Below are 26,563 nucleotides of genomic sequence, written 5' to 3' on the forward strand. Positions count from 1 at the left end.
AACAAATGTCCCTCCCTGCGGTCGTCAGAAAGGACGTCAAAGAGTCCATCCGGTCGAAGTCTTTCCTCGCGACCACGCTGTTGTTCGTCCTCGTCTCCGGGTTCTGGGCGGCGATTCAGCACGTTCCTCGGATGGCTTCGAATAGCGACGTCCCGACCAGCACGCTGGCACTGCTCAATAGCATGGGCCAGCCGATGGCCTTCTTCGTCCCGCTGCTCGGGTTGGCCATCTCCTACGGCGCCATCGTCGGTGAGCGCGACAGCGGGAGCCTCAAAATCACGCTCGGGCTGCCGAACTCGCGACGTGATATCGTTCTCGGGAAGTTCATCGGTCGGTGTGCGGTTTTATCCGTCGCCATCCTCAGCGGCTATGCGGTCGTTGCCGCCTTCGCACTGGCAACCTACGAGTCATTCGCGGCCACCGAGTTCGCCCTCTACACCGTATTGACGGTTTTCTATGGTCTGGTCTACGTCGCAATCGGCATCGGATTCTCGTCAGTGATGACGTCGCAGTATACGGCGTTCGGCGGTGCGGTGAGCCTCTATGCCTTCTTTCAGCTAGGCTGGGACCTCGTAATGGCGGTTCTACAGACGATTACCGTCGGATACGTCCCCCCGGATTCCGGTGCCCCGCCCTGGCTGATCGTCGTCCACGCCCTCAACCCGACCGCAGCAGTCGGCTATGCGGCCCGGGCGATAATCCCCACCTTCGACGCGCTAATGTCGTATCCGGTATCGGCTTCGTTCTACCCGCCGAAGTGGGCCGGCTTCGCCATTCTCGCGGCCTGGCTCGTTCTATCCCTCGGGTTCGGCTATCTTCGGTTCCAGTCGATGGAGATTATGTAAACTGTATGGCGTCACCCGCCCACTGAACTCGTCCTTCATCCCTCGAAGCCTGAAACCAAGCCCGCCTCAGGCCGTCTCGGTTTCCAGCGCCTGCTCGATTCGTCGGTCCGCCTGTTCGAGGCGGTTCTGAACGGTCATATCCAGCGTCTCGTCGAAGTCGTTTTTCGATAGCGCCTCGCCGACCTTTTCCAGTCGCGTCCGGGCCGCTTCCAGCGCGCGGTCGGCGCCTCGCGTGTCGGATTGTTCGGCGCGTTCGACGGCCCGTTCGGCGGAGGCGGCGACCGCCTGAAGCGCCCGCTGGAGGCCGGTAACGCCGCTCACGTCGATATCGCCGGGGTCCGCAAGCGGGTCGTCGAGCGCGCCACCGCCGCTGCCACCATCGCTACCGTCGCCGTTCGTCGGCGTTTCGGTCCGGTCGTCATCGTCGTCGTCGGAATCGCCGTCGTCGCTAGAGTCGTCATCGCCGTCCCCCGAGAACGCGGGGGCCTGCTCGGAGGTTTCGGTCGTGATGTTCGCGACGAACTCGGCCAGCGAGGCCTTCCCAGTTCGTGGATTCTCGATGGTTCGGCGGTTCTCGTCGCCGGGGTTGACGCGGTAGGCGCCGGGAACATCCTCGCTGTCGCGGATTTCGGTCGTATAAGCGCCGTCGGTGTGGACGTAGGCCGCGAACTTGTCGGGCGAATCCGGCCTGAAGTCGAAGAGGCGGCCGCCGAAGTCGTCCTCGATTGCGACACGCTGGATGTCCGGGCCGTCGCTGGAATCGCCGTCGACTTTGACCGCGTTCTCGTTCGCGACGAGCGTGACCTGCCCGTCGGCACCGAGGACGGTCGGCGTGGGTGCAGTCCCATCGCCATCGGCAGTCGAGGTTTCCGTCTCGGTTGCCGTCGCTGATTCGGTCGCCGTCGCTGATTCGGTCGCCGTCGCTGATTCGGTCGCCGTCGCTGATTCGGTCGACGTCGACGTTCCCGTCTCGGATTCGGTCGACGTCGACGTCTCCGTCGGCGACTCCGTCTCACGTTCCGTAGGCGTTTCCGCTGTCGCGTCGTCGTTCCCGACGGTGATACGTTCGCTGTACGGCGCAGTACCGGGCGCGTTGACCGTCAGGCGATGTTCGCCGGGGTCGACGTCCTGCATCACGACGGCGCCGCCGACGCTCGGGGCGGCCGTGGGCTCGCTTTCCAGCAGACAGAAGGCGAGCGTGCCGGTAGCCGCCGTCGTCACGCCGTTGCCGTCCGGGGCCTCGGCGTCCTGAACGGCCTCGCCGAGCGCGCCGGCGAGGGAGGTAGTGGGGCCGCCGTAGTCGATGGCCTCGTAGCGGTCCGCCAGCACGCGCCGGTGGTTCGGGTCCGTGATGTCCTCGGCGGGGTTCTCGTATCGGGGCTGGTCCCACGGGACGCCGGAGGTGGTGAGATGGCCGGCGATGGCGTCCTCGGCGAAGTCCGGTACTGAGAACTCGAAGCGGAGCATCGGGCCGGTGACGTCCTCGATGTGTTCAAGTTCGGTGGTCGGCTGGAGGTCGTACTCCACGTCGGCGTCCCCCGAGGCGTTGGTCGCGGCCGTAAAGTGCAGGCCGGTCTCCCGCGTCGGGAGCTCAGTCGGCGGCGAGGACAGCTCCTCGAAGGACCGGACGGTGAGGGCGGCGTCGATGAACGCCTCCCGTGTCACGTCCGGCAGGCGGTCGTCCTCGTAGAGCGGTTGGCCGTCGAGTTCCGGCATCGCGAAAGCCAGCGTCAGGTTCTCGTCGCGCGGCAACCCGTAGGCAAGCGGGAGTTCGGCGAGTTCCTCGACGCCCTCGATGACCTGATTCGTGATGTCCGCCGAGAGGTCGCCATTCGGGAACCGCTGGAATCGGTCGGGATTCGCGTTGACACCGAGGCCGCTCGCGTGGGCGCCGAGTTCGGTAACGATAGCGGGTTGGGCGTTGGGGTCGAGATATTCGTTGTTCGGAATCTTTCGGCTGTGGGCGCTGGCGACGTACAACTGCACTTCCTCGGTTTCGGTATCGACGAAGACGTGCAGTACCTCCCAGTCGTGCCAGTGGAAGTTCGTCGTGAACTGGTCGAACACCGAGTACATCCAGAACTGGACGACTGCCAGCGGCGAGTCCTCGTACTGGACGGCGTTGTAGAAGACGACCGGCTCGGGCGGCTCGCCCGTCTCCTCGAAGGTTTGGGTGTAGTCGTTGAGCGCTGAAAAGCCGTCCACGACCGTCTGGCCGTCCTGCTCGGTCGTGTAGGGTCGCGGGTCGGTCATGAACCACTTCTCGTAGCGGTCGAAGTAGACGTCGGGCGCGAACTGCTCGGCGAGGCGACGGGACTCCTCATCGTCGACCGCGGTCGTCTCGGCGTCCTGTGGGTCCGTGGCCATTCGTCCGCCGATGGCGGCGCCGCCGAGGCCGAGGCCGCCGACTCCGAGGACCGCGAGCAGTTGTCGGCGGGTCCACTCACGGGGGTCCGCACGGCCGCGGAGGGAGACGTCGGAGCCCATTGTCATCGTTGCGAGTGTTAGCGGCAGACAGCACAAGTACCTGCCGGCCAGACACCGAAGCGGGTTTATCCGCGCCGCCGCTTCCCTCGCGTATGTCCTTGTGTGTGACGTTCCTCGGGACGGGTGGGGCCGTGCCGACGACCCAGCGAAACACGAGTTCGGTCTTCCTCCGCCGCGACGGCGACCGCTTCCTCTTCGATTGCGGCGAGGGAACCCAGCGGCAGATGATGCGGTTCGGCACCGGTTTCGCCGTCTCCGAAATCTTCGTCACACACCTCCACGGCGACCACGTCCTCGGCATTCCCGGCCTCCTGCAGACGATGGACTTCAACGAGCGGGAGGCCCCCATCACCATCCACACCCCGGTCGGCACCCAACCCGACATCGACCGTCTGATTTCGGCGACCGGTGCCGAACCCTCCTATCCCGTCCACATCGACGCCGTCTCCGACGGCGACGTGGCCTACGAGGGCGACGACTACGAGATTCGGGCCTTCGAGACCGACCACGACGCCAAGTCGGTCGGCTACACGCTCATCGAGGAGAAACGCAAGGGGCGGTTCCACCGCGACCGCGCCGAGGAGTTGGGCGTCCCCGTCGGTCCGAAGTTCCAGAAACTCCACCGCGGCGAGAGCGTCGAGCTCGACGACGGCACCGTCGTCGACGCCGAACAGGTCGTCGGCGATGCCCGCCCCGGCCGCCGGGTCGTCTACACCGGTGATACCCGACCCTCGGACCGGACCGTCGAGGTCGCCGAAAACGCCGACCTGCTGATTCACGACGCCACCTTCGCCGCCGACAACGCCGGCCGTGCCGGTCAGACCGGCCATACGACTGCGACACGGGCTGCCGAAGTCGCCAACGACGCTGGCGCGAAACGGCTGGCGCTGGTTCACGTCTCTTCTCGGTACGCCGGCAACGTCTCGCCGATTGAGCGGGAAGCACGCGAGGTGTTCGAGGGAGAGCGGGCCTTCGTTCCTGATGATGGTGACGAGATTGAGGTCCCGTTCCCGGAGTAGTTTCTGTCGACTATTTATAAGTAGAATTCCGTAACTGCGTGACTGCGAACAGCCGGAAAGCCCTCGGCCCGCTGGCGGTCGCTAAGCAGGATATCCTCGCTCGCTCCGCTCGCTCGGATAGGGCCTGCTTAGCGACTATATAAACGCCAGCGTGCCTCGCCCTTTCATTTCTCCAAGGACAGCACCGCACCTGCCCTTCCCCGGGTCGCGCGACGGCCTACGGCCGCCCGCGCTCCCGGCCAACTGACTTTATAAATGGCGCGCGCTGGTCGACCGCCGTGAGCGCCTCCGCGAACGGCGGTCAGGCCAGCAGCGCGCGAGGGACGACCGACTGAGCGCAAGCGAAGGAGGGAGTCGGCTGGGGAGGTGTGTGGCTGCGGTTTCCTGGCGGACTCGAAGGGCGAGGCTGGCGTGGCGGCCTGCGGCCGCCACGTTATAGGCGGGCGGCGGAGCCGCCCGCCCGGTGGACGAAGCACGGCGACGCAAGCACCGCAGGAGTGAGCAGAGCGAACGACGAGGAGCGCAGCGAGCCGCGCGAGTCGAGCCGGCCGAGGGCTTTGGAGATGCAGCTATCGGGATACCGCAATTCCAGAAAATCAGTCTCCTAGTCGCTTTTCGCGTAGGTGCCCTCACTCCAGAACTCGGAGCCACCCTTAAGCTCGGGCACCCAAGTGTCCTCCTCCTGCGCGAGCAACGCAACACGCGACGCCTCGATATCCCGAATCACGGGGAACTCGGGGAGGAACTCGCCGACGTCCTCGGTGAACGCGAGGACGTCTTCGTGATCGGGCATGATATCACGGTCGAGCCTATCTCGGGAGTTGCCGACGTGCATGTAGGCCTTCATTTCGACGAAGTCGGCGTCGGCGCGGTCGACCATCGCGGCGTACCATTCGGGCGTCTCCATGTTGTAGCCGTTCAGGAGCGTGGTCCGGAGGACGGTGCGGGTCTCGTCCTTCTCGGCCAGCACGTCCAGCGTGTCGATAAGGTTGTCCCACGCGTCGTCGTCGACGGCCTTGACGACCTCGTCGAAGGTCTTGCGGTCGGGGGCGTCGACGCTGACGTAGAGTTGCGTGGGGTCGCATTCGGCCAGCACGTCCGGGTTGGTACCGTTGGAGACGAGGAACGTGGTGATATCGCGGTCGTGGAAGGCCTCGATGAGTTCCGGGAGGTAGGGATACAGCGTCGGTTCGCCGTCCAGCGAGATGGCGACGTGACGTGGTTCCATGGCCTCCTCGAAAACTTCGCGGGGGACGTCGTCGTTGCCGCCGAATCCAGAGAGGAGTTTGCGCTGGAGGTCGATGGAGGCGTCGACGACCGCCTCGGGGTCGTCCCATTCGACGCCGTCGAGTTCGTAGGCGTGGCCGGAGTGGTCCCGCCAGCAGAAGACACACCGCTCGTTGCACTTGACGACGGGCGTCATCTGGATACAGCGGTGCGATTGGATACCGTAGAAGTGGTTCTTGTAACAGCGGCCCTCTCCCCGGAGGGCGTTGGCCGTCCACCCGCAGGTCTGGGCGGCCGTGTGGTTCTCGCTGTGGTAATCGGGGTCGCTGACCTGCTTGGGCATATCCGGCCCTAGACGCAGCAGGCCCTAAAGGCCGTGGTTCGGGCCGCGAGACGCACGCTGTGGCACCCCGAAAACGGGGCCGACAAGCAGCGCAATCCCGAGGGGTCCCCACCGAACGGTCGACAGCATTCAACCCATTTCCCATTCGTATATCCGATATCAGGTGTGGTGGGTGTTCACGTAGAAACCCCTAATACACATTGTACAGAACCCTTATGCTTCGTCTCAGGAGTTTTCACGTATGCTTCGCGGACTCGACGTATGGGGGAAATCCGACGGGGAACCGACGATAATCAAAGCGGCCGACCGGGACGCACTCAGCGGCAGCGTGACCGTCTACGTCTCGAACTCGCTCTCCCCGGAGAGCCACGACCGTCTGCGGTCGGTGCTCGATAACTTCGACCGGCTCGAGGCCGCCGAAGTCGTCGACGACGTTCGCGTCACGCGCTGGCCCGAGACGGTCGAAGCGCCGACCGACGGTCCCGCCGCCGCGGCGCTTGCCTGCTACGACGAGTTCGCCGATGCCGTTGGCGCCGACACTCTCGAACCGCACTTCGAGGAACACAGCGGCGAGGGCGCCCACGAGCGGACCGTCGAGTTCGCCGACATCTGTGTCGCCATCCGCGATGACGGCGAACTGACCGGCCTCTACCCCCGTGCCGACGAGGGCGCGTCTATCGAGGACTGCCTGACCGCGCTGGCGGCGGGCAACCCCGTCGAGAACGTCTAAACCGTCCAAACCACGTTTCCCCCGCGAGTCCGCAGTCGAGAACCCCTGACTTACCTCGGCCCGTTCGTTTTTCGAGAGTGTCGATACGCCCCCGGTAGTACGACCGACCCGAACTGATTCGCGCCGCCAACCCGTTATCCCTATACCCCGCGCTCGGGAAGTGCAGGTATGTTCCTTGCGTTCCGCGAGTCGGTTACCCGGGCGCTTCGGGCCACGCTCGAGGCCAACGGCTACCCGACCGACGACCTCGGCATCGAGGAGCCACCGGAAGACGTCGACGCCGTCCTGGCCTCCAGCGTCGCCTTCCGACTGGCCGGCGAGGCCCAAGCGCCCCCGCCGCAGGTCGCCGCCGAACTCGCCGACGAAATCGACGCCGACGACTACGACTACATCGCCGCCGTCCATCAGCAGGGCCCCTACCTCAACTTCCTGCCGGACGAATCCTACTTCCAGGGCGCGGTCCGGGCCGGCCAAGACGATGACTTCGGCGCGCTCGCCGACCGCGAGACCTCCGTCGTCGTCGAACACACCTCCGCCAACCCGACCGGCCCCGTCCACGTCGGGCGCGCGCGTAACCCGATAATCGGCGACGCCGTCGCAAATCTGCTGGATTACGCCGGTTACGACGTCGAACGCCACTACTACGTCAACGACGCCGGCCGACAGATCGCCGTCTTCACGTGGGCCTACGAGACTTTCGACGAGGAGGAACTTCCGGAACCCGCCCGCGACCGCGAAGAGTACCACATGGTCCGCTACTACCGGAAGGGCAACGCGTTCCTCGAAGAGGCCGACCCCGAAGAGGTCGAGGCCGCCGAAGACGAGATTCAGACCATCCTCCAGGGCCTCGAAGAGGGCGACGAAGAGGTCTACGAGCGCGTCGAGGAGGTCGTCGACACCGTCCTCGGCGGCATGAAGGAGTGTCTCGCGCGCCTGCCCGCCGAGTTCGACGAGTTCGTCAAGGAGACCCGATTCATCCGCAACGGCGCGACCGACGACCTCGTTGCCCGCCTCAAAGAACACGACCAGTCGGTCTACGAAGAGGACGCCTGGCAACTCGAATTCGAGGATATCGACAAGAACCTCGTCTTCCTCCGCGCGGACGGCACCTCCCTCTACACCACCCGAGACCTCGCCCACCACGAGTGGAAGTTCGACAACTTCGACCGCGCCGTGACCGTCCTCGGCGAGGACCACAAACTCCAGGCCGACCAACTGCAGTCGGCCCTCGAACTGCTGGGCAACGACACCGACCAACTGGCGAACGTCATCTACTCCTACGTCAACCTCCCCGAGGGCAAGATGTCCACCCGGAAAGGGACGGGCGTCCAACTGGACGACCTGCTCGACGAGGCCATCGCCCGCGCCCGCGATGAAGTCGAGGACCGCCTCGACGACCGCCTCCGGAACGACGAACTCGACGAGGACGATATCGACCGCATCGCCCGTCAGGTCGGCATCGGCGCCGTCCGCTACGATATCGTCTCCAAACAGCCGACCAAGGGAATCACCTTCGAGTGGGAACAGGCGCTGGACTTCGAAGCCCAGTCCGCACCCTACGTCCAGTACGTCCACGCGCGCTGTTGCGGTATCTTGGACGAAGCCGACGGCGTCGACCCCGTCGCCGACACCGACTACCTGACGACCGACGCCGAACGCGACCTCATCCGCTCCATCGCCCGTTTCCCCGGCGTCATCGACACCGCCGCCGACGAACTCGAACCCCACCAGGTCGCCACCTACACCCGCGAACTCGCCGACCGGTTCAACACCTTCTACCGGGAGTGTCCCGTCCTCACCGCCGACGACGCGGAAACCCGCGCCGCCCGCCTGGCGCTTGTCGCTGCCTCGAAACACGCCATGGCGAACGCGCTGGACGTGCTCGGAGTCGAGGCGCCTACTTCAATGTAGGAAGAACTTTTTGCACGGGTCGGCTTCGGCCGTCTGCTCGCGGGCCGCAGGCCCGCTCGCATGGTCCGAGGGACCTTCGGTCCCTCGCTACCCGGCAAAAATCCATGCGAATCGCCGGAGGCGATTCGCTGGATGACGAGAGTCGCCGGCGGCGACTCTCGAACCACTTCGATGAAAAAGACACGGCGGCCCTCCCTACGGTCGGCCCTTGGTCCCGCGCCTCGCTAACGCTCGGCGCGGAGAACCGCTCGCGCCCTTCGGGCGCTCGCGGATGCTAACGACTGGTTTCTCTCCAATTCAGCATCAAGAAGATAGTCCAATCCGCCTACGATTCCTCGGGGACGGCCATCACGGGTACCGGCGCGTTGCGAATCAGCTTCTCTGTCGTGCTCCCGATGAGATACTGGCCCAGCCCCGACCCGCCGCTGGACCCGGAGACGACGAGGTCGATGCCGTTGGCCTCGGCGTAGTCGAGCAGGCCCTTCTCGACCGACGAAGCCTGCTGGACGCTCGTCGTCACTGACCCCGAGAACGTCGATTCGATGCCCTCGGTGGCCGCATCGAGTATCGATTCGGCTTCGGTTTCGACGTCCTCCGTTGACCCGGGGAACCGACCACCGAGAAGCGATTCCTCGACGACGTGGACGAGGTGAAGCGAGGCCCCGTGGCGTCGCGCCGCGTCCGCGGCGGCGACCACCGCCGCATCCGAGGGGTCGCTGCCGTCGACGGCGACGAGGATGTCTTCGTAGGGATAGTGTGCCTCGGCATCGACGCCGGGCGGGAGCGCGAGGACGGGCATCGGCGCGCGTCGGAGGACCCGTTCGGTGACGCTGCCGACGAGGTGTTCGACGCCCTGCCGGCCGCGGGTCGGCATCACGATGGCGTCGATGTCGTACTCCTCGGCGTACTGGACGATGGTTTCGTCGGGGACGCCCTGCACCACGTCCGTCGTCACGTCGACGTCGTGCGTATCGGTGTTTCCGACCGTCTCCTCGACGATGGATTCACCCTCGCGGACGAACGCATCGACGACCTCGCCGTCGATACGCGTGTGGCTGATTTCGGAGGTGTCGGCGACGTGGAGGACGACGAGTTCGGCGTTCGCGTCGGCCGCCACCGCGAGCGCGTAGGCGACTCCGTCCTGTGCGGCGTCGCTGCCGTCCGTCGGAAAGAGGAGACGGTCGACCATACGTCAGCCAACGGCGATGGAACGTATAAAACCACGCGGGCTAGCCGACCAGATACGTCGGGAGGTACAGCAGGACACAGAGGATGCCCTCCGCCCGCCCGAACGTCTCCCGCCAGTAGGCCAGAAGGAGGACGGTTGCCGACGCCGCCAGCATGTAGGCCGTCCCGACGACGGCAACCCGTGGGTCGCTGATGGCGATAGTGCCGACGGCGGCGCCGATACCCAGCGAGAAGAGCGGGTCGGTGATGTTGCTCCCCAGCAGCGTCCCGACGGCGATGGATTCCTCGTCGTGGTAAATCGAGGAGGCGCCGATAGCGATTTCCGGAATCGTCGTTCCGAGGCCGGTGACGACGCCGAGGAGGTACCACGGCACGCCGAGTTCGACGGCGACGCCCCTCGCGCCCGTAATCAGGAGATGGCCGCCGACGATGACCATCGCGATGCCGACGACGAACTGGACCGTGAGACGCGGAACCGACCGGTCCGACTCGACCCGCGATTCGACCGACTGGCGATAGCCGTCGTGTTCGAACCGAAAGAGCAGGAAGAAGGCGTATAGCACGACCATGACCGCCCCGAGGAGTCGCGAGATGCGGCCGCCCCAGACGGCGACCAGCATAATGGCCATGGCGGCGACCATCGCAGTCCCGTACCGGTAGACCGTCCGGCGCTCGAAGGTAAGCGACGCCGTGAGTGCGAGAACGCCGATACCGAGCGTAATCTGTGACGTCGCCGAGCCGACGATGTGGGCGATGACGAAATCGCCGGTGTCGTAGACCGACCCGTAAATCGACGTCGCGATTTCCGGCAGGGAACTCCCGACGGCGACGATGGTGATGCCGATAAAGAGCGTCGAGACGCCGAGCGCGTGGGCGAACGCCGAGGCCGAGTCGACCGTCCGGTCGCTGCCGTAAACGAGCAACAGCAGTCCGCCGAACAGGCCCCCGAGTTCGTAGAGCATCAGCGACCGACCACCGGGGGCGGGCCGACCCGAGAACGTAGTTCTCGTCGGGAACCGTCGAGGCGTCGGGAGGGTCCGGATACGGGCACCGTACGGGGGAAACGAGCGGCGGGCGATTAGGGTTTGTCCTGTCGCCGGAGGCGAGGCTTACAGGAGCGGCGCGATGGACGGGAGGACCGACCCGCCGGCGAAGAGGATGGCGGAGGCGCCCAATCCGAGCGCCAACAGCAGGAAGATCGCGATCCACGAAAGCGGGACACCGTCGTTCGACTCCGTTGATGTTGCCATATCGAAGGGTTGGGAATTTTCCCCGATATGCCTTGCCCTCTCGACCGAGGCCCCATCCCAAAGGACGGAGTTTTACCGTTCGGGGAGCAAAAGATGGAGTAATGAGCGAAGACGAAGGGGAGCAGTCGGATAAACAAAAATACGAATTCCAGAAGGTCATCGAGGAACTCGACGACTACTCTGGGTCCGGCACGCAGCTCGTCTCGATTTATATTCCCGAGGACCGACAGATAAGCGACGTCGTCGCCCACGTCACCCAAGAGCACAGCGAAGCCTCCAACATCAAATCCAAGCAGACCCGCACCGCGGTTCAGGACGCCCTCACCAGCATCAAGGACCGCCTGAAATACTACGACGTCTACCCACCGGAAAACGGGATGGTCATCTTCTCCGGTGCGGTCGATGCCGGCGGCGGCCAGACCGACATGGTCACCGAGGTACTCGAATCGCCGCCGGACCCCATCGAGTCGTTCCGGTATCACTGTGACTCGCATTTCCTGACCGAACCGCTTCAGGAGATGCTGGGCGACAAGGGCCTCTACGGCCTCATCGTCCTCGACCGACGGGAGGCAAACGTCGGGTGGCTGAAAGGCAAGCGCGTCGAACCCGTCAAGTCAGCCTCCTCGCTGGTCCCCGGCAAGCAGCGAAAAGGTGGCCAGTCAGCCCAGCGGTTCGCCCGCCTGCGACTGGAGGCCATCGACAACTTCTATCAGGAGGTCGCGGAGATGGCCGACGACCTCTTCGTCCCCAAGCGCCACGAAATGGACGGCATATTGGTCGGCGGTCCCTCCCCGACCAAAGACGAGTTCCTCGACGGCGATTACCTCCACCACGAACTGCAGGACCTCGTGTTGGGCAAGTTCGACGTCTCCTACACAGACGAATCCGGCCTCTACGACCTCGTCGACGCCGGACAGGACGTGCTGGCCGAGGCCGAACTCATGCAGGACAAGGCCGAGATGGAGGAGTTCTTCGAGCAACTCCACGACGGCCAGAAGGCGACCTACGGCTTCGACGCCACCCGACAGAACCTGATGATGGGGTCGGTCGACCGCCTGCTCATCAGCGAGGACCTCCGGAAGGACGTCGTCACCTACGACTGCGGCGGCCGCGAGGAGTTCGAACTCGTCGACCGGCGGGCCGACACGCCCGACCACACCTGCGAGGACGGCAGCGAGGCCGACGTCGCCGAACGCGAGGACGCCATCGACCACCTGATGGAACTGGCCGAACAGCGCGGCTCCGATATGCAGTTCATCTCGACGGACTTCGAGAAAGGCGAACAGTTGCTGACCGCCTTCGGCGGTATCGCCGGCATTCTCCGCTACTCGACGGGCGTCTAAGACGGCGCAAAGTCGGAACCGAGGGGCCTCCCCACGGCCACCGCCGGTTCCACGCACTCCCCCACCCCACAGCGGGTGCAGCCCCCACCCCCCATCGAACGCCTACGAGCGAATCGCTATTACCTCACCGCGTGACCTAGCCGCTCAGGAGGTGAAAACACATATATAAATATTCCGCTCAATCGAGGAGCTGTTCGATCTGATGACGCCGCCGCTCGATATCGAATTCGGGGTCGACGCCGCCCTGTGCGTGGAGTCGGTCGAGAATCAGCAGCGGGTCGGTACCGGCCTTCTCGACGGTCTCCAGCAGGGCTTCGATATCGCGGCGGTGCAGCGCCAGCGAATCCAGCAGGCCGATGGCGAGGGCGAGCGAAACGGCCGCCTCGTCGTCGGGGAACGCACTGCTGATGCGGTCGAAGCGCGGCGATTCGGGCGCCGAGTCAGCGGCCGAAAGCGTGAGACACTCCGGACAGAGCGCAGCGTGGTCGCTTTCGTCGGGCGCGTGTTCGCGGAACCGTTCGGGAACCACAAAGGAAACCATCGGGGCACCGCAGGTCGGACAATCCATACCGGACGTAGCCCGCCCCGCCTGATAGGGAGCGCGGTCCTATTCGATGTCGGCGGCTTCGGCGTCGATTTCCGCCCGGAAGGCCTCCGAGAGTTCGTCGGGGTCCGAAAGCAGGTTCGAATCGCCCGCGATACCGAGTCGGACGCCGCCGTCGTAACTGAAGATGCTGATGCCGATGCCCTGGTCGGTCGCCTGCGGTACCCAGAACATGATGTCGCTGACCTCATGGCCCGCGAACTCGACGGTGTCCAGCGGCCCCGGCACGTTCGTCACGACGCCGGTCGCCTGATTTTCGAACTGCTTGATGAGCAAATCGAGGATGAAATCCGGCGTGTGGCCGCCGAACGTCAGCGTCAGATACATCAGGAACGCTTCGAGGCCCGCCGTCTCCTCATCCATCCGCTCGTGGATGATGCGAATGCGCTCGCCGAGGTCCGGTTCACCGACGGGCAGCGGAACGAACGCTAACCCGAAGTAGTTGCCCAGCGACCCGTCGCGGCGATGCATCGGCCGCAGATTGATGGGAACGGTCACCCGGAGTTCCCGGCCATCGACCGGGTCACCCCGCTCCTGCAGCACGCGGCGGAACGCGCCCGCAAGCGCCGCCAGCAACACGTCGTTGACCGTCGCATCGCACGCGCCGCCGACCTCCTTGACCGTCGCGAGGTCGATTTCCTCGGTCCAACCCGCCCGCTTGACCGTCCCGATGTTTCCCCGAAAGGAGGTCTCGGTTTCGTCCTCCTGAGTCAGCATGTTCCAGCCGGTTTTGGCCGCCTTGCCCGCGAGTCGGACGGCGTCGAGGGGGCCGTCGGGACCGAGCGACCGGGACCGCTCGTGGCTCGATTCGCCGGCCGAAGTATCGTCCGCCGACGCGGTATCGGTCGCGGCCGTCTCCGCTTTCCCGTCTCGGAACTCCTCGGCACTCGGGGGGTCAGGGACGATGCCCATCGGCATCTCGAGTTCCTCGGGAGAATCGACCAGCCCGAAGAGGACGTACAGGAGGGCGAACCCGTCGCCGATACTGTGGTTGATACGGAAGACGACGGCGTTGCCGTCGCCCGCGCCCTCGACGAGATAGGCCTCCCACAGCGGCCGGCGCTCGTCGAGCGGCCGACTCATCAGGTTACTGACGAACTGCTTGAACGTCGCCGTATCCGCCGGGTCCGGCAAGGAGAGATGGTAGATATGCGTCTCAATGTCGAAATCCTCGGTGAACTCCCAGCGGGCCCGCCCGATGCCGCTCGAATCCACCCCCTGCTTGAATCGGTCGAACCGGAGCAGTCGCTCCTGGAGGCGGTCCCGTAACTCCTCGTAGGTTATCGGATCCTCGAACCAGAGCACGCCGGTGATGGTCGTCAGGTTATCGACCGTTCCGAGTCGCCGCCACGCGTTGTCGGCCCCCGAAAGCGGGTCAGACTCCGGCATTCGTCCGTTCCCCCTCGATTCCGCGCTCGGTCGGTTCCAGTCGTCGCGCGTCCCCGGCGGTCCAGCCCACTAACATCTGTTAGTGGCGCTTTCGGATACAGTAAAATGAAGCTACCGCCGGAAAAAGACGGGCCTTACCTTAGTCGTCGGCCGGAACTGGTTCGGCCTCAGTCTCGGCCTCGCGCTCCTCGGCCTCCTCTTCTTCCTTCTTGGCCTTGATCTTCTTCATGCGGAAGATCTCCTCGCGTTCCTGCTCTTCGAGTTTCTGCTCGATGTACTCCTGAGCCTCGTGGAGTTCGGGCAGGAGTTTGAATTCCAGCGCGTTGACACGGCGCTTGGTCTTCTCGATTTCGTCGAGCATCTTCTTCATCGCCGTCTCGACCTCGGCCGCGAGGATGATGGACTCCAGCAGTTCCTCGTAGGCGTCCGCGGCCTCGTCGATGCGCGCGGAGGTACCGACCAGCCCGTAGCCACGCTGGTCCAGCGACTTCTTGACCTTCGTGGATTCGATCTGCGGCACGACCACGCCCATGATGTTCTTCGATTGGGTCGTGATTTCGGGGTGTTCCTTCAGGGCCGCCGCGGCACCGCGAACCGCAACGTCGCCCTCCATGGCACGGGCCATGTTGATGTTCCGCTGGGCGCGCTCGTAGTTGTCGTCCAGGTCGGAACGAACGTCCTGTGCCTGATCGAGGATGTCCATGAACTCCATGATGAGGCCGTCACGCTTCTTTTCGAGCGTGTCGTGGCCCCGCTCGGAGAGTTCGATGCGGTCCTCGATCTGCATGAGGTTCTTCCGCGTCGGCTTGACGTCCTGGGCCATTCTTGGCGGTGCTTCTGTCCGAACCGGGTTAATCCTTCTGGAGTTCCGGCCGCACCCGCAGTCTTCCGGCCTCAACGTCGACGACCGCATCCATCAGCGTCGACATCGCGGCCACGGTCTGTTCGTCGGCCGTTTCGGGGTCGAGATGGTAATGAATGCTCGCGGAGGCGGCGGCACACCGCTCGCCCAGCGAATGCAAAAACCGGAAGGCCCGCTCGCGGTCGGCATACTGTAAGAGCGCGGTCAGCGAGTCGAAACACACCTCGGTGCCGGCACTCACTGCCTCGGCAATCGCGATTCCCTGTCTCGTCAGGTCGTTCGGGTCGACGTCCGCCCCGATTTCGAGTTCCTCGATAGACGGCGGGTCGGCATCGTGGTCATCGAATGCCCGTCGGAGCGCCGTCCCATTGGCACCGGCGTAGGCGACCACGAGGACGTCCCTCGCGCGCGCGGACAACTCAACACAGACGTCGGCGTCGCTGTCGATAGTCGGTGACAACACCAGCACCGTCGTGGCGCTGTCGGGAATCTCCCCCACGAGGTGCTGGGCCATGTACAATTCGTATAGAATGGGGCGTTAAAGAAGGCGTTGGCCGATTCGTAGAGAGCCCGGTCATCGCCGTACGGCCAGCGAAGGCCGGAACCGGCGACGACTTCCGCTCTCGGAGCGTCAGTCCGCGGTCTGGGTCGCTGCTTCTTCCTCGACGTAGTACTCTTCGATGAGTTCCTCGTCGATACGGTTGAGTTCCTCTTTCGGCAGGTTGCTCAGGAGGTCCCAACCGAGGTCCAGCGTCTCGCTGATGTCGCGGTTCGTGTCGTAGCCCTGCTGGACGAACTCCTCTTCGAACTCGTCGGCGAAGTCCAGATACTTGTTGTCACGCTCGGAAAGCGCTTCACGACCGACGATGTTCACGAGGTCACGCAGGTCCTCACCCTCTGCGTACGCAGCGTACAGCTGGTCGGAGACGTCGGCGTGGTCCTCGCGGGTGTAGCCCTCGCCGATACCGTCGTCCATCAGCCGCGAGAGGCTCGGCAGGACGTCGACGGGCGGTTCGATACCCTGACTGTCGAGGTCACGGTCGACGTAAATCTGCCCTTCGGTAATGTAGCCGGTCAGGTCCGGAATCGGGTGGGTGTCGTCGTCACCCGGCATCGTGAGGATCGGAATCTGGGTGACAGAGCCCTCACGACCCTCGATACGGCCGGCGCGCTCGTAGAGCTGTGCCAGGTCCGTGTACATGTAACCGGGGTAGCCACGGCGGCCCGGGACCTCCTCACGCGCGGCGCCGATTTCGCGCAGCGCCTCGCAGTAGTTGGTCATGTCCGTCAGGATGACGAGCACGTGGTAGCCCTTGTCGAAGGCGAGATACTCGGCGGTCGTCAGCGCCATCCGCGGCGTGACCGTCCGCTCGACTGCGGGGTCGTCCGCAAGGTTCATGAAGACGACCGACCGTTCCAGCGCGCCGGTGCGCTCGAAGTCGTCCATGAACTCGTTGGCCTCTTCGGCCGTGATACCCATGGCGCCGAAGATGACTGCGAACTCCGAGCCCTCGTCGCCTTCCTCTTCTTCCTCGGGCACCGTCGCCTGGCGGGCGATCTGGAGCGCGAGGTCGTTGTGCGGCAGGCCGGACCCCGAGAAGATGGGGAGCTTCTGGCCCCGAATGAGGGTGTTCATGCCGTCGATGGCCGAGACACCCGTCTGGATGAACTCCTCGGGATATTCGCGGGCCGTCGGGTTGATAGCCGCGCCGACGATGGGTCGTTCCTCGTCCGGTTCGATTTCGGGTCCGCCGTCGATGGGTTCACCGGAACCTGACAGGACGCGCCCGAGGAGGTCCTCGGTCAGCGGCATCTGCAGGGTCTCACCGAGGAACCGAACCGACGAGTTGCGGTCGATGCCCGAGGTACCCTCGAACACCTGAATCGCGACGTACTCGGAGGTGGATTCCAGCACCTGACCGCGTCGCGTTTCGCCGTTCGGCGTCTCGATCTCGACGATCTCGTCGTAGCCGACCGGCTCGTCGATCTCGGCGAACACCAGCGGTCCGCTGATCTCCGTGATAGTTTGGTATTCCTTCTGCATCGTTAGTACAGCTCCCGGAGCTGCTCCGTAATGTCGTCTTTCAGCTCCTCGATGTACGATTCCCACTCTTCCTGGGTGTTCATCCGGTTGAGTCGCGGGGCGGCGTCGATGTCGATGATTTCCTCGACGGGGACGCCGGCCTCCAGCGCCTCGAAGGCCTCGTCGTTGAAGTGCTGAATCGCCACGAGCATCTCGTGGGTCTTCTCGGGCTCACAGTAGGTGTCCACGTCGTGGAACGCGTTCTGCTGGAGCCACGCTTCGCGGATGTACCGGGCGATCTCGAGGGTAAGCTGCTGGTCTTCCGGCAGGGCGTCCTTCCCGACGAGCTGAACGATTTCCTGCAGTTCGCTCTCCTCGTCGAGGACGTCGACGCCCCACTGGCGGACCTCGGGGAACTCCTCGTGGACGTTCTCCCGCCACCACGGGTCGAGCTGTTCCTTGTACAGCGAGTACGACTCGTTCCAGTTGATAGACGGGAAGTGCCGACGTTCCGCGAGGTCGGCGTCCAGCGCCCAGAAGCACTTCACGATACGCAGCGTGTTCTGGGTGACCGGCTCGGAGAAGTCACCGCCCGGCGGCGAGACGGCGCCGATAACCGAAATCGAGCCCTCGCTGCCGTTGATGTTCTGGAACTTGCCGGCGCGCTCGTAGAACTCGCTGAGGCGCGCGGCCAGGTATGCCGGGTAGCCCTCTTCGCCGGGCATCTCCTCGAGACGCGAGGAGATTTCGCGCATGGCCTCGGCCCACCGCGAGGTGGAGTCGGCCATCAGCGCGACGTCGTAGCCCATGTCGCGGTAGTACTCGGCGATGGTGATGCCCGTGTAGACACAGGACTCACGCGCCGCGACCGGCATGTTGGAGGTGTTCGCGATGAGGCAGGTCCGGGACATCAGGGGCTTGCCCGTCTTGGGGTCTTCCAGTTCCGGGAAGTCCTCGATGACCTCGGTCATCTCGTTGCCACGCTCGCCACAGCCGACGTAGACGACGATGTCCGCGTCGGCCCACTTGGCGAGCTGGTGCTGGGTGACCGTCTTCCCGGAACCGAACGGGCCCGGAATGGCGGCTGTCCCACCCTTCGCGATGGGGAACAGACCGTCGAGGACGCGCTGGCCCGAAACCAGCGGCGTCGTCGGCGTCTCCTTCTCGACAGTCGGGCGGGCCTCTCGGACCGGCCACTCCTGTCGCATCTTGATTTCCTCGCCGTTGTCGAGTTCGACGACCGTCTCCTCGACGGTGTAGTTACCCGACTTGGCCTCGACGACTTCGCCGCCCTCGTAGCCGGGCGGCACCAGCACTTTGTGGTCGATACTCTCGGTCTCGGGGACGATACCGACGACGTCGCCAGATTCGACTTCGTCGCCCTCCTCGACTTCGGGGTTGAACTCCCAGGTCTTTTCGAGGTCGATACCGGGCGCGTCGACACCGCGGTCGAGGAAGGCTCCCATCTGTTCTTCGAGGACGTCCAGCGGGCGCTGGACGCCGTCGTAGATACTGTCCAGCATCCCCGGTCCGAGGTCGACGGAGAGCGGTTCTCCCGTGTTCTTGACCGGTTCGCCGGGGGCGACGTCGGAGGTCTCCTCGTACACCTGGATGGTGGTGAGGTTCCCCTCGATCTCGATGACCTCGCCCATCAGGCCTTCCTCGCCCACGTAGACGACGTCGTTCATCCGGGCGTCGAGGTCGACGGCGGTCACGACCGGACCACTGACGCTCTCGATGACGCCCTCGTCCGTGATTTCGCTTGCAGTTGCTTGACTCATGATTAGTCTTCCATCAGGTCGATGCCGATGGCGCGTTTGATTTGCTCGCGTAGGTTGCCCGAACCGGTTCCGCCACCCAGCGTGACGACGACCGGTTCGACGCTCGTTTCGACGCGCTGTCGAACTGTGCGGGAAAGGTACTCGATGTCCTCGTCGTGCATCACGACGATGCCGACGTTCTCGTCGTCCAGCACCGACTCGACGGCGTCGTCCAGTTGCTCCTCTTTGTCGGCGTCCGGGACGTTCTCGGACCGGCGCACGCCAGCGAGGCGAAAGCCGGTCGTGAAGTCCGGACTGCCGACGACTGCGATTTCCTGGCTCATTCTATCACCAGTTCCTCCTCGATTTCCTCGACGTCGAGTCCGGCCTCGCGGCCACGGGCGATCGCCCGGATGTTCTCGACTTCCCGCTCCTTTGCGAGGATATAGGAGAGAACCGGACAGACCGACAGCGGGTAGCGGTTCGAAAGCTTCCCGGAGTATTCCAGAAGCGCCGCCTCCAGTCCGTGTTCGAACTGGATGAGGCTATCGGCGTCCTCCAGTTCCGTCAGCGCTTCATCGAGGTCGTCGCCGTAGGTGCTCTCCCGAATCCGGGAGACCAACTCGTCGACGTTCGTCGCCAACTGGCGGAGTTCCTCGCCGCTGAACAGGCGACCGCCTTCGATGAAGTACTCGGCGGGGTCGATGTCGGCGCCACTGCGTGCGATACGCAGGCCGTTCCGGAGGTTCCGGAAGTCGACTTCCGCTTCGAGGAACTCACGGTACAGCGCCGTCGGCGTGTCGGGTTCCGGCTGGCCGATGTCGTCCAGCAGGTGCGCGTAGAACGCGCGGTCGACGGCGTTCTCGAGCGGCACGAGCACGCCCTCGCTTTCGAAGTCCTCGAAGGCCTCCTCCAGCGGGTCGCCGAAGATGGTATCCGAAAGCTGTTCGACGACGTCCTCGATGCTCGTCGATTCGACGAGGCGGTCGAGGCGCTTGTCGGAGAACTCGCCCGTCCGGATGAGGTCGTCCTCGATGTCCTCGCGGGCGGCGTCGGTGTAGACGCCACGGATGACCGTCTTGACGTTCCAGGCGTCGAACTTCCGAAGGTAGTTCGCGATGTATCCGTAGAGGTCACCGTTGGACCACGAAAGCAGGTCGTCGAAATGCTTGGCCTGGTTCCGGTTGAGAGCGTACTCGACGAGGTCGACGCCCGAGTGGCGCGCACCCAGAGCGTTCATCTCGGCCTCGTATTCGGTGTCCTCCATGAAGCGGGCGATTTCGCTCGGGCCCATCCGGACCAGTTTGCGGTAATCGTCCGCGTCGAAGAGTTTCGCCCGCCGCGAACGGACTCGCGCCGTGACGTATTCGTAGTTCGAACTCCCTTCCGTTTTGATGCTCATTCTTCGAAGAGGCGTGCGCTGATTTCGCGCAGGTTGTCGTCCCAGACATCCTCGAGGACGGAGTCGAACGTGTTATCGACGCGAACACGCGACTCGTCCGACTCGACGACGACGCCGCCGAGACAGTCGACGGGGTCGCCGACCTCGAAGCCGTCGTAGTCGGCGACGACCGACTCGAGCAGCTCCTGGTCGTTCTCGCGGCCGTGAACCCGGACCGACTCCGCGTCCTCGAATTCCTCGGCTGCGCCGTCGAGCAACGCCCGCGTAAGCTCCTCGCGTTCGTCGCCGGAGATGTCGGCTATCTGTGCTTCGACATCGTCGCGGACCTCCTCGAGAACCTCGCGGCGAGCCTCGAGGCGCTCCTGCTTGGCCTCGAGTTTCGCGCTGGAGAGTTTCTGCTCGCGTTCCTGGTCGACCGTCTTCTCGACCTCGCGTTCGGCCTCGGATCGGATGTCGTCGGCCTCCTGCTCGGCTTCGGAGACGATCTCCTCGGCACGCTCCTCTCCCTCTGCGCGAATCTCGTCCGCACGCGCGCGGGCTTCGTCTCGGATGTCCTCTACGACCGTATCAAGGCTCATTGTTTGGAAAAGTTGGATGCGGTTTAGACGACGAAGACGACGACCAGCGCCAGAATCACGAGCGTCTCCGGCAGGACCGTCAGAATCAGGCCACGACCGAAGAGGTCCTCGTTTTCTGCCATAGCGCCGACCGCCGCTGCGCCGATACCGCGTTCCGCATAGCCCGCACCGAAGGCCGCCAGACCGACCGCAAGCGCCGCAGCCGCCGCGGGTTCGAGGGCGGGGCCGCCCGTCGCGCCTTCTTGGAGAACCGGTGCAACACTGCTCAGGACCGTGGCAAGTTCAAGCATGGTTTGAGTTTCCGTCGGGTGGATTGACTGCTATCCGAACAGACGGATATGTTCGTACTGAGTTCATAAAACTTCCCAAACGCCGCCGAAAACCGCCGTCCTATCGGTGTGTGAACGTTACACAGTACTGCGGCTATCCGACACCTCAAAAAACGGAAAATACCGAACCGAAGAGAGATCGCTACTCTTCGGTGGTGTACTGGCGGTCGTAGCCGAACGGCTCGTAGGGCTTGCCGCCACCCTCGTAGAACTTCCCGAAGAACTCGACGTACTCGAGACGCACGCCCTGTAGACCGGCGCTCGTAATCCCGAGCACGAGCACGAGGATGTGCCCGATGACGAGGATGAGGATACCGCCGACCACGCCAGCGACGCTGCCGTGGACCAGGCCTGCGGACATGATCTCGACGACCTCGTGGCCGTGGAACGTCGTCCCGACCTCCGATGGCATGCCGCCGACGCCGAAGTGCCAGTACTCGGTGGTCTCGCCGCCGTGGGTTTCCTCGGTGACGTAGACGCCGAACACCAGCAGGTTGACCACGAAGGCCATCCCGGCCTTCGCGAGCAGGACTGCGGCGATCCGGGTGTACGAGAGGACGTTGACGAGCACGTTGAGGAACTCGACGCCCTCGATGGGTTCACCGACGACCAGCAGCACGAGCCCGACCGCGAATACGGCGAGGCCGACGAAGCCGACTATCTCGGAAAAGCCGGTGAAGCCGAGATGGAACGGGTGGCCCGCGAAGACGCCGTGGTCGGCGCTGACGAGCAGGTCAGGCGCGGCGCCGGACGGCGGGGCGTCCGCGAAGATCCACGCCCAGAACCCGAACATCATCATCAGCCACGAACCGCTCTCCATGACCGCGTCCGCGAAACTGTGGGAGAGGTTCTGGTAGAAGTCGATGATCCAGCCGATAGCCAGATGGACCATCCCGACCAGCAGGCTGATAGCGAGCCAACCGAGCGCGTAGTCGGCGTAGGCGGGGTTGAGACCCTTGTGAATCGGCGGGCTACCGCCCCAGACGACTTCCCCGAGCTGGTGTAGCCCGAAGAACTCGCCGTACAGAACGCCGAAAATAGCGGTGAACAGGCCGGCCCAGATGCCGACGCCGCCAAGCGACCGGATACCCTCGGATTCGAACCGGCTCATCAGCAGGTAGCCGAGCCCCATATAGAGGAGCCCGTAGCCGAGGTCGCCGATCATGAACCCGAAGAACGCCGGGAACGTCAGGAACAGCACGAACGTCGGGTCGATTTCGTCGTATCGCGGGCGGTTGATGACGCCGACAAGCGTCTCGAACGGTTTGACCGTCTTGGCGTTGTCCTGCACGACCGGCGGTTCGCCGCCGCTCATCGCCTGGCCGCCGTCCGCGACGGCCTCGCCGTCGTCGGTGGCGCCGTGTTCGATTTCGTCGTGGTCGTGTGCGTGGCCGTCCTCGTAGTCGGCCCGTTCGAGTTCCTCGACCTCGACGTGGTCGCCGACGTCCGCGCTCAGCGTCTCGGCGAGGTCGGCGTACTGGTCGCTGGGAATCCAGCCTTCGGCGATGAAGGCGTTGTCCGTCGTCGCGAAGGTCAGCGGTGCCTCGCGCTTCTGGACCTCGATGGAGAGTTTCTCCTCGGCGGCCAGGAGGAACCCGGCGACCTCGTGTTTGAGGTCTTCGAGTTCGTTTTCGACCGTCTCCAGTTTGGATTCGACCTGTTCGTGACGGTGCTGGAGGTCCTCGATGTAGGCTTCGGGGCTCGTCGCCTCGTCGCCGTCACCGAGGTCCGGAATCTCGTAGGGCGTAAAGGCCGCACCCACGAGCGCGTCGTCGAGGTCGACGTCCGGGTAGACGAAGACGGCGACGTAGTCGCCCTCCTCGAAGAGTTCGAACGACGTGACGCCGGAGGCGTCCGCGAGGGAGCGCCGGACCGCTTCGGCGTTACCTTCGCCGACGGCCGTCGTCAGCGAGTCGTAGCCCGAAAGCAGGTCGAGGTCGATGCCGAGTTCGGCGAAGGGCCGTGCGGTATCGACTTTCTCCTCGATGTCCCGGAGTTCCGCTTCCAGTTCGGAGCGGCGGTCGTCGAGTTCGTTGACGCGCTGGCGGGTCTCTTCGAGTTCCGCCTCGAGTTCCCCGTCGTCGAGGATACGCGTCCGCCCGGCGTCTTCCTCGGTGATGTCGAGGGTGCTTTCCAGCGCCCGGACGGTGACGAGTTTCTGGGCGGCCTCCTCGGCGCCCTCGATTGGGTCGCCGGGGTCGAAGCCGTCCCACGCGTCGTCGTAATCGGTGACGTGCAGGAGGTTGACCGAGTGAATCGCCTCGATGGTCTCCTCCATGACCCGTTTGGATCCCGTCACCGAGACCCGACTCATTTTCTTAGGTCTGAGACTGGACATCCACCGCCTCCTTGAACAGGTCTACCGCGTGGTCGACAGCCTCATCTCGGCGCTTTTCGGCGCGTGTTTCGAGGGCCTCACGCTCCTCTTTGCCCGTCGCGAGGATCTTCTCGCGTTCGGCCTCGATCTCCTCGCGTGCCTCCGCGAGACGCTCCTCTTTGAGCTCGGAGGCATCCTCACGAGCCTCTTCGCGGATGCGGTCGGCCTCCTCACGCGCCTCCGCGATGCGCTCTTCGCGCGATTCTTTCGCGTCGGCGACGATCTCGTCGGCCTCACGCTCGGCCTCCTTGATTCGGTCAAGAACCTCTGGCCTGGCCATAATTATATCATCTGACGCTTCGGAAAGCGCCTATTTGGTAGTTGCGAAAGCGATTAACCGTGTTCGGGTGATTTGGCGTGTTAGCGACACCCACAGTCGAGGCGCCAGGATAAGCAGAATTATGCCCGGACCGTTCCAAGGACCCCCCAATGGGAGTCCTCGAAGACAAGTCGCGAGCGCGGGTCTTCTACAAGTACCTCTCGAAGGCGTACGACGCCATCAACCCGTTCATCTGGAACGAGGAGATGCGCGACGAAGCCCTCGAATGGCTCGACGCCGACGAGGGCGACCGCGTCCTCGACGTCGGCTGCGGGACCGGCTTCGCCACCGAAGGCCTGCTCCGATACACCGACGACATCTGGGCGCTCGACCAGTCGGCCCACCAACTCGAGAAGGCCTTCGCCAAGTTCGGCAAGCGCGGCGACGTGAAGTTCCACCGCGGCGACGCCGAGCGCCTCCCCTTCGAGGACGACAGTTTCGACGCCTACTGGTCCTCCGGGTCCATCGAGTACTGGCCCAACCCCGTCGCGGCGCTCCGGGAGGCCCGCCGCGTGACCAAACCCGGCGGCACCGTCCTCGTCGTCGGCCCCGACTACCCCAACTCGACGCTGTTTCAGAAACTCGCCGACGCCATCATGCTGTTTTACGACGAGGACGAGGCCGACCGGATGTTCGCCGAGGCCGGCTTCGAGGAGTTCGAACACCACATCCAGCAGCGCGCTCCCGGCACGCCCCGAGCCATCACCACCGTCGCGCGCGTCCCCGACGACACGGACGAGGCCGGCGAGGAAGCGACAGACACACGGACATCGACCGCCTGAATCAGCCCGCCTCGCGGACACGGACGGCCAATTCTGCGGTTTCGGTTCCACCGACGTAGATTCGTATCTCGACGGTCGCACCCACAGCCAGCGTCGGCTCGTTCGTCCCCGCAATCCGGAGTTCCGCCGTTTCGCCCGCCTGCCACTCGCCGGTGTACGCGGAATTGAACGGCCCGGTCGGCCCGCTCTCGAAGCCGCGGGCCGAAAAGAAGGGGACGGGTGGCTGTGCCGCCAGCGGTTCGCCGTCGACGCGAACCCGTACTCGGAGGGTCTCGGGAGCGATGGCGGCACCGCCGAGATGTGTCACCCGGACCGCGCCGCTCGCGTCGGCCTCGGCCTCGAAATGCGCGGCGGGCGCAGGGGTAGGTGGGTCGACGGCAACCGCTGTACCGACGATAACGGCACCGGTGACGGTTATCGCCGTCAACAGCAGACAGCCGATAACTGGGGAGAGGGCGCGGTCGGACACGCGGGGACTGGCCGCGTTCTCCGATAAAAAGGCGCGGGTGGAGGCTGTCAGTCCAGTCGCGTTTCGACCGACACCGTCCGGCCGCCGTGCGTCGCGTTGACCGTCAGGTCTCCGCGGGGAGCGACCGTCCACAGCCGTCGGCTATCCGTCGTTCCGAGCGAATCGCCGTTGACGTCGACGGCCGCATCGACGCGCTCGCCGGTCTCGTTGTCGAGGACAGCGATGCCGAGCGGGCCGCCTGCCCGCGTCGTATTGACGACGAGCCGAAGGTCACCGTCGGTCGTCGTGTTTTCGACGGTCGTCGTCGGAACGAGCGTCGGGTCCTTGAACTGTAGCTCGTAGAAGACGTCGGCGGTCGTTCCGTCGAAGAAGGTGACCAGCGCAGGCGTGGTCGCCGCATGGGAGTGGCCGATGTCGAGCGGCCAAACGCCCGCATAGGTGAAGTGGTGTGGCGGCCCACCGTAGCGACCGATCTGAATCCCGCCTTCCTGGTTTTCCTCGGTCCAGGGGTAGAGTTGCGCGAACCGCTGTTCGACTTCTTCGGCGGTGAGCCCCGACTGCTCCGCCGAGCCACGGGCACCACGGATGTGAGTTTCCCGAACGTACTGTGGGTTCTCGATGGAGGGCTCGTCGACAGTCGCGAGCGCGATATTCGCATCGCCCGTCTCGAGATATACGCGCTGGCCGTCGCCGGTCCGAGTCGTCTCCTCCAGATGCTGTCGGACGGGGCCGTACAGGGGGAGCAACCGCGCCCTGAACGTCCCGAACTCCTGTCTGGACAGGACCGGCTCATCCAGTCGGCTGTTCTGTCGGTAAAGCGTCGTGACGAGCCCATCGAGTTCACGGGCTTCGGCGTCGACGACGGCGAGGGTACGGAGGAGTTGTGTCACGGTTATCTCTCCCGCCGCGTAGCCGCTGATCGCACGCCGTTCCCTGCTTTCGAGCCGTTGGATTCGCGTATCGAGCCGGTCGGCGGTCCGCCGAACCGCCGCCTGACGCTCGGTTTCGTTGTCCGAACCCCGCATCACGCCTCGGAGCGCGATTTCGGTCGACTGGGTGCGGATAGTCGCCGTATTACTGCTGACGGCCGCTGCGACGTCGAGTTGACCCCTGGCCGTGGACGTTCGGTCAATATCCGATTCGGGAATCGCGAGGTATTCCGACGTATTGCCGGCGCTGACGACGTTCGAATCGCCGTGTTCGGTCGACGACGCCTGCGCGCCGTCGGCGGCGACCGGAACTCCGGCGACCAGCGACAGACAGCAGAGGAGGGCGAGCGTGACCGCGCGGAGGCCGTTCATATCGGGTGGTCAACACGGGAGAACA

The 26,563-nt window shown here is 64.6% G+C and carries 25 protein-coding genes; 6 read left to right on the top strand and 19 right to left on the bottom strand.

What is annotated here, in order from left to right:
- Window positions 1-5: 5 nt before the first annotated feature.
- A complete protein-coding gene (locus HWV23_RS06290; RefSeq protein WP_178289573.1) occupies window positions 6-845 on the top strand; it encodes an ABC transporter permease in 840 nt (279 codons plus the stop codon).
- Window positions 846-911: 66 nt separating this feature from the next.
- Here the strand turns inward: HWV23_RS06290 and HWV23_RS06295 are convergent, their stop codons facing one another.
- Window positions 912-3,338 carry a hypothetical protein gene (locus HWV23_RS06295; protein WP_211693329.1) on the bottom strand — a complete coding sequence of 809 codons (2,427 nt, stop codon included), beginning with the start codon at window positions 3,336-3,338 and terminating at the stop codon, window positions 912-914.
- An 86-nt stretch (window positions 3,339-3,424) separates the two neighbouring features.
- On the opposite strand from HWV23_RS06295, the gene rnz reads away from it, so the two are divergent.
- Window positions 3,425-4,351, top strand: a complete 927-nt coding sequence (rnz, locus tag HWV23_RS06300; protein ID WP_178289574.1) for a ribonuclease Z — start codon at window positions 3,425-3,427, stop codon at window positions 4,349-4,351.
- 604 nt (window positions 4,352-4,955) lie between these two features.
- Here the strand turns inward: rnz and twy1 are convergent.
- Window positions 4,956-5,921 (bottom strand): 4-demethylwyosine synthase TYW1, encoded by a 966-nt coding sequence (gene twy1, locus HWV23_RS06305; RefSeq protein WP_178289575.1) that lies wholly within the window; start codon window positions 5,919-5,921, stop codon window positions 4,956-4,958.
- A gap of 241 nt (window positions 5,922-6,162) precedes the next feature.
- On the opposite strand from twy1, the gene HWV23_RS06310 reads away from it, so the two are divergent.
- On the top strand, window positions 6,163-6,651 hold the full coding sequence (locus tag HWV23_RS06310; RefSeq protein WP_178289576.1) for an HTH domain-containing protein: 489 nt from the start codon (window positions 6,163-6,165) through the stop codon (window positions 6,649-6,651).
- A 168-nt stretch (window positions 6,652-6,819) separates the two neighbouring features.
- A complete protein-coding gene (argS, locus tag HWV23_RS06315) occupies window positions 6,820-8,562 on the top strand; it encodes an arginine--tRNA ligase (protein ID WP_178289577.1) in 1,743 nt (580 codons plus the stop codon).
- A 325-nt stretch (window positions 8,563-8,887) separates the two neighbouring features.
- Here argS and HWV23_RS06320 read toward each other — a convergent pair whose 3' ends face one another.
- The 3 genes from HWV23_RS06320 to HWV23_RS06330 all read right to left on the bottom strand — a co-directional run bounded on the left by HWV23_RS06320 (window position 8,888) and on the right by HWV23_RS06330 (window position 11,000).
- The gene (locus HWV23_RS06320; RefSeq protein ID WP_178289578.1) at window positions 8,888-9,751 is read right to left on the bottom strand and encodes a universal stress protein; all 864 of its coding nucleotides are present in this window, start codon (window positions 9,749-9,751) and stop codon (window positions 8,888-8,890) included.
- Window positions 9,752-9,791: 40 nt separating this feature from the next.
- Window positions 9,792-10,712 (bottom strand): sodium:calcium antiporter, encoded by a 921-nt coding sequence (locus tag HWV23_RS06325; protein WP_178289579.1) that lies wholly within the window; start codon window positions 10,710-10,712, stop codon window positions 9,792-9,794.
- Between the two features lie 147 nt (window positions 10,713-10,859).
- Entirely contained in the window at window positions 10,860-11,000 is a 141-nt protein-coding gene (locus HWV23_RS06330; RefSeq protein ID WP_178289580.1) for a hypothetical protein, read from the bottom strand.
- 101 nt (window positions 11,001-11,101) lie between these two features.
- Between HWV23_RS06330 and prf1 the strand changes: the two genes are divergently transcribed.
- Window positions 11,102-12,343, top strand: a complete 1,242-nt coding sequence (gene prf1, locus HWV23_RS06335) for a peptide chain release factor aRF-1 (protein WP_178289581.1) — start codon at window positions 11,102-11,104, stop codon at window positions 12,341-12,343.
- 178 nt (window positions 12,344-12,521) lie between these two features.
- Here the strand turns inward: prf1 and HWV23_RS06340 are convergent, their stop codons facing one another.
- From HWV23_RS06340 to ahaH, 12 genes are all read right to left on the bottom strand, one after another.
- Window positions 12,522-12,911 carry a DUF6276 family protein gene (locus HWV23_RS06340; RefSeq protein ID WP_178289582.1) on the bottom strand — a complete coding sequence of 130 codons (390 nt, stop codon included), beginning with the start codon at window positions 12,909-12,911 and terminating at the stop codon, window positions 12,522-12,524.
- A 39-nt stretch (window positions 12,912-12,950) separates the two neighbouring features.
- The gene (locus HWV23_RS06345; protein WP_178289583.1) at window positions 12,951-14,336 is read right to left on the bottom strand and encodes a wax ester/triacylglycerol synthase family O-acyltransferase; all 1,386 of its coding nucleotides are present in this window, start codon (window positions 14,334-14,336) and stop codon (window positions 12,951-12,953) included.
- A 139-nt stretch (window positions 14,337-14,475) separates the two neighbouring features.
- The gene (locus HWV23_RS06350; protein ID WP_178289584.1) at window positions 14,476-15,159 is read right to left on the bottom strand and encodes a V-type ATP synthase subunit D; all 684 of its coding nucleotides are present in this window, start codon (window positions 15,157-15,159) and stop codon (window positions 14,476-14,478) included.
- Between the two features lie 28 nt (window positions 15,160-15,187).
- The gene (locus tag HWV23_RS06355) at window positions 15,188-15,712 is read right to left on the bottom strand and encodes a DUF7504 family protein (RefSeq protein ID WP_178289585.1); all 525 of its coding nucleotides are present in this window, start codon (window positions 15,710-15,712) and stop codon (window positions 15,188-15,190) included.
- Between the two features lie 117 nt (window positions 15,713-15,829).
- Window positions 15,830-17,242: an ATP synthase subunit B gene (locus HWV23_RS06360; RefSeq protein ID WP_178289586.1), complete on the bottom strand. Its 1,413-nt coding sequence runs from the start codon at window positions 17,240-17,242 to the stop codon at window positions 15,830-15,832.
- A gap of 2 nt (window positions 17,243-17,244) precedes the next feature.
- Entirely contained in the window at window positions 17,245-19,002 is a 1,758-nt protein-coding gene (locus HWV23_RS06365; RefSeq protein WP_178289587.1) for an ATP synthase subunit A, read from the bottom strand.
- A gap of 2 nt (window positions 19,003-19,004) precedes the next feature.
- A complete protein-coding gene (locus tag HWV23_RS06370) occupies window positions 19,005-19,325 on the bottom strand; it encodes a V-type ATP synthase subunit F (protein ID WP_178289588.1) in 321 nt (106 codons plus the stop codon).
- A complete protein-coding gene (locus tag HWV23_RS06375) occupies window positions 19,322-20,383 on the bottom strand; it encodes a V-type ATP synthase subunit C (protein ID WP_178289589.1) in 1,062 nt (353 codons plus the stop codon). Before HWV23_RS06375 ends, HWV23_RS06370 begins: the two co-directional genes overlap by 4 nt.
- Window positions 20,380-20,961: a V-type ATP synthase subunit E gene (locus HWV23_RS06380; protein ID WP_178289590.1), complete on the bottom strand. Its 582-nt coding sequence runs from the start codon at window positions 20,959-20,961 to the stop codon at window positions 20,380-20,382. The genes HWV23_RS06375 and HWV23_RS06380 overlap by 4 nt, the downstream gene beginning before the upstream one ends.
- 23 nt (window positions 20,962-20,984) lie before the next feature.
- Entirely contained in the window at window positions 20,985-21,251 is a 267-nt protein-coding gene (locus tag HWV23_RS06385; RefSeq protein ID WP_178289591.1) for a F0F1 ATP synthase subunit C, read from the bottom strand.
- A gap of 181 nt (window positions 21,252-21,432) precedes the next feature.
- Window positions 21,433-23,628 carry a V-type ATP synthase subunit I gene (locus HWV23_RS06390; protein WP_246282736.1) on the bottom strand — a complete coding sequence of 732 codons (2,196 nt, stop codon included), beginning with the start codon at window positions 23,626-23,628 and terminating at the stop codon, window positions 21,433-21,435.
- Window positions 23,609-23,947, bottom strand: a complete 339-nt coding sequence (gene ahaH, locus HWV23_RS06395; protein ID WP_178289592.1) for an ATP synthase archaeal subunit H — start codon at window positions 23,945-23,947, stop codon at window positions 23,609-23,611. Before ahaH ends, HWV23_RS06390 begins: the two co-directional genes overlap by 20 nt.
- A gap of 149 nt (window positions 23,948-24,096) precedes the next feature.
- Here ahaH and HWV23_RS06400 point away from each other — a divergent pair, with 149 nt between their 5' ends.
- The gene (locus tag HWV23_RS06400; protein ID WP_178289593.1) at window positions 24,097-24,768 is read left to right on the top strand and encodes a methyltransferase domain-containing protein; all 672 of its coding nucleotides are present in this window, start codon (window positions 24,097-24,099) and stop codon (window positions 24,766-24,768) included.
- Between the two features lies 1 nt (window position 24,769).
- On the opposite strand, the gene HWV23_RS06405 is transcribed toward HWV23_RS06400, so the two are convergent.
- Window positions 24,770-25,237, bottom strand: a complete 468-nt coding sequence (locus HWV23_RS06405; protein WP_178289594.1) for a type IV pilin domain-containing protein — start codon at window positions 25,235-25,237, stop codon at window positions 24,770-24,772.
- A gap of 47 nt (window positions 25,238-25,284) precedes the next feature.
- Entirely contained in the window at window positions 25,285-26,538 is a 1,254-nt protein-coding gene (locus HWV23_RS06410) for a DUF7096 domain-containing protein (protein ID WP_178289595.1), read from the bottom strand.
- Window positions 26,539-26,563: the final 25 nt, after the last annotated feature.

Source organism: Natronomonas halophila, assembly GCF_013391085.1.
GTDB lineage: Archaea > Halobacteriota > Halobacteria > Halobacteriales > Haloarculaceae > Natronomonas > Natronomonas halophila.

Coding starts and splice junctions, on each gene's coding strand:
- argS (WP_178289577.1), top strand. CDS start 6,820: ATGTTCCTTGCGTTCCGCGAGTCGGTTACCCGGGCGCTTCGGGCCACG.
- HWV23_RS06345 (WP_178289583.1), bottom strand. CDS start 14,336: ATGCCGGAGTCTGACCCGCTTTCGGGGGCCGACAACGCGTGGCGGCGA.
- prf1 (WP_178289581.1), top strand. CDS start 11,102: ATGAGCGAAGACGAAGGGGAGCAGTCGGATAAACAAAAATACGAATTC.
- HWV23_RS06325 (WP_178289579.1), bottom strand. CDS start 10,712: ATGCTCTACGAACTCGGGGGCCTGTTCGGCGGACTGCTGTTGCTCGTT.
- HWV23_RS06310 (WP_178289576.1), top strand. CDS start 6,163: ATGCTTCGCGGACTCGACGTATGGGGGAAATCCGACGGGGAACCGACG.
- HWV23_RS06410 (WP_178289595.1), bottom strand. CDS start 26,538: ATGAACGGCCTCCGCGCGGTCACGCTCGCCCTCCTCTGCTGTCTGTCG.
- HWV23_RS06400 (WP_178289593.1), top strand. CDS start 24,097: ATGGGAGTCCTCGAAGACAAGTCGCGAGCGCGGGTCTTCTACAAGTAC.
- HWV23_RS06385 (WP_178289591.1), bottom strand. CDS start 21,251: ATGCTTGAACTTGCCACGGTCCTGAGCAGTGTTGCACCGGTTCTCCAA.
- HWV23_RS06380 (WP_178289590.1), bottom strand. CDS start 20,961: ATGAGCCTTGATACGGTCGTAGAGGACATCCGAGACGAAGCCCGCGCG.
- HWV23_RS06360 (WP_178289586.1), bottom strand. CDS start 17,242: ATGCAGAAGGAATACCAAACTATCACGGAGATCAGCGGACCGCTGGTG.
- HWV23_RS06295 (WP_211693329.1), bottom strand. CDS start 3,338: ATGACAATGGGCTCCGACGTCTCCCTCCGCGGCCGTGCGGACCCCCGT.
- HWV23_RS06390 (WP_246282736.1), bottom strand. CDS start 23,628: ATGTCCAGTCTCAGACCTAAGAAAATGAGTCGGGTCTCGGTGACGGGA.
- HWV23_RS06350 (WP_178289584.1), bottom strand. CDS start 15,159: ATGGCCCAGGACGTCAAGCCGACGCGGAAGAACCTCATGCAGATCGAG.
- HWV23_RS06340 (WP_178289582.1), bottom strand. CDS start 12,911: ATGGATTGTCCGACCTGCGGTGCCCCGATGGTTTCCTTTGTGGTTCCC.
- twy1 (WP_178289575.1), bottom strand. CDS start 5,921: ATGCCCAAGCAGGTCAGCGACCCCGATTACCACAGCGAGAACCACACG.
- rnz (WP_178289574.1), top strand. CDS start 3,425: ATGTCCTTGTGTGTGACGTTCCTCGGGACGGGTGGGGCCGTGCCGACG.
- HWV23_RS06375 (WP_178289589.1), bottom strand. CDS start 20,383: ATGAGCATCAAAACGGAAGGGAGTTCGAACTACGAATACGTCACGGCG.
- HWV23_RS06365 (WP_178289587.1), bottom strand. CDS start 19,002: ATGAGTCAAGCAACTGCAAGCGAAATCACGGACGAGGGCGTCATCGAG.
- HWV23_RS06370 (WP_178289588.1), bottom strand. CDS start 19,325: ATGAGCCAGGAAATCGCAGTCGTCGGCAGTCCGGACTTCACGACCGGC.
- HWV23_RS06355 (WP_178289585.1), bottom strand. CDS start 15,712: ATGGCCCAGCACCTCGTGGGGGAGATTCCCGACAGCGCCACGACGGTG.
- HWV23_RS06290 (WP_178289573.1), top strand. CDS start 6: ATGTCCCTCCCTGCGGTCGTCAGAAAGGACGTCAAAGAGTCCATCCGG.
- ahaH (WP_178289592.1), bottom strand. CDS start 23,947: ATGGCCAGGCCAGAGGTTCTTGACCGAATCAAGGAGGCCGAGCGTGAG.
- HWV23_RS06330 (WP_178289580.1), bottom strand. CDS start 11,000: ATGGCAACATCAACGGAGTCGAACGACGGTGTCCCGCTTTCGTGGATC.
- HWV23_RS06320 (WP_178289578.1), bottom strand. CDS start 9,751: ATGGTCGACCGTCTCCTCTTTCCGACGGACGGCAGCGACGCCGCACAG.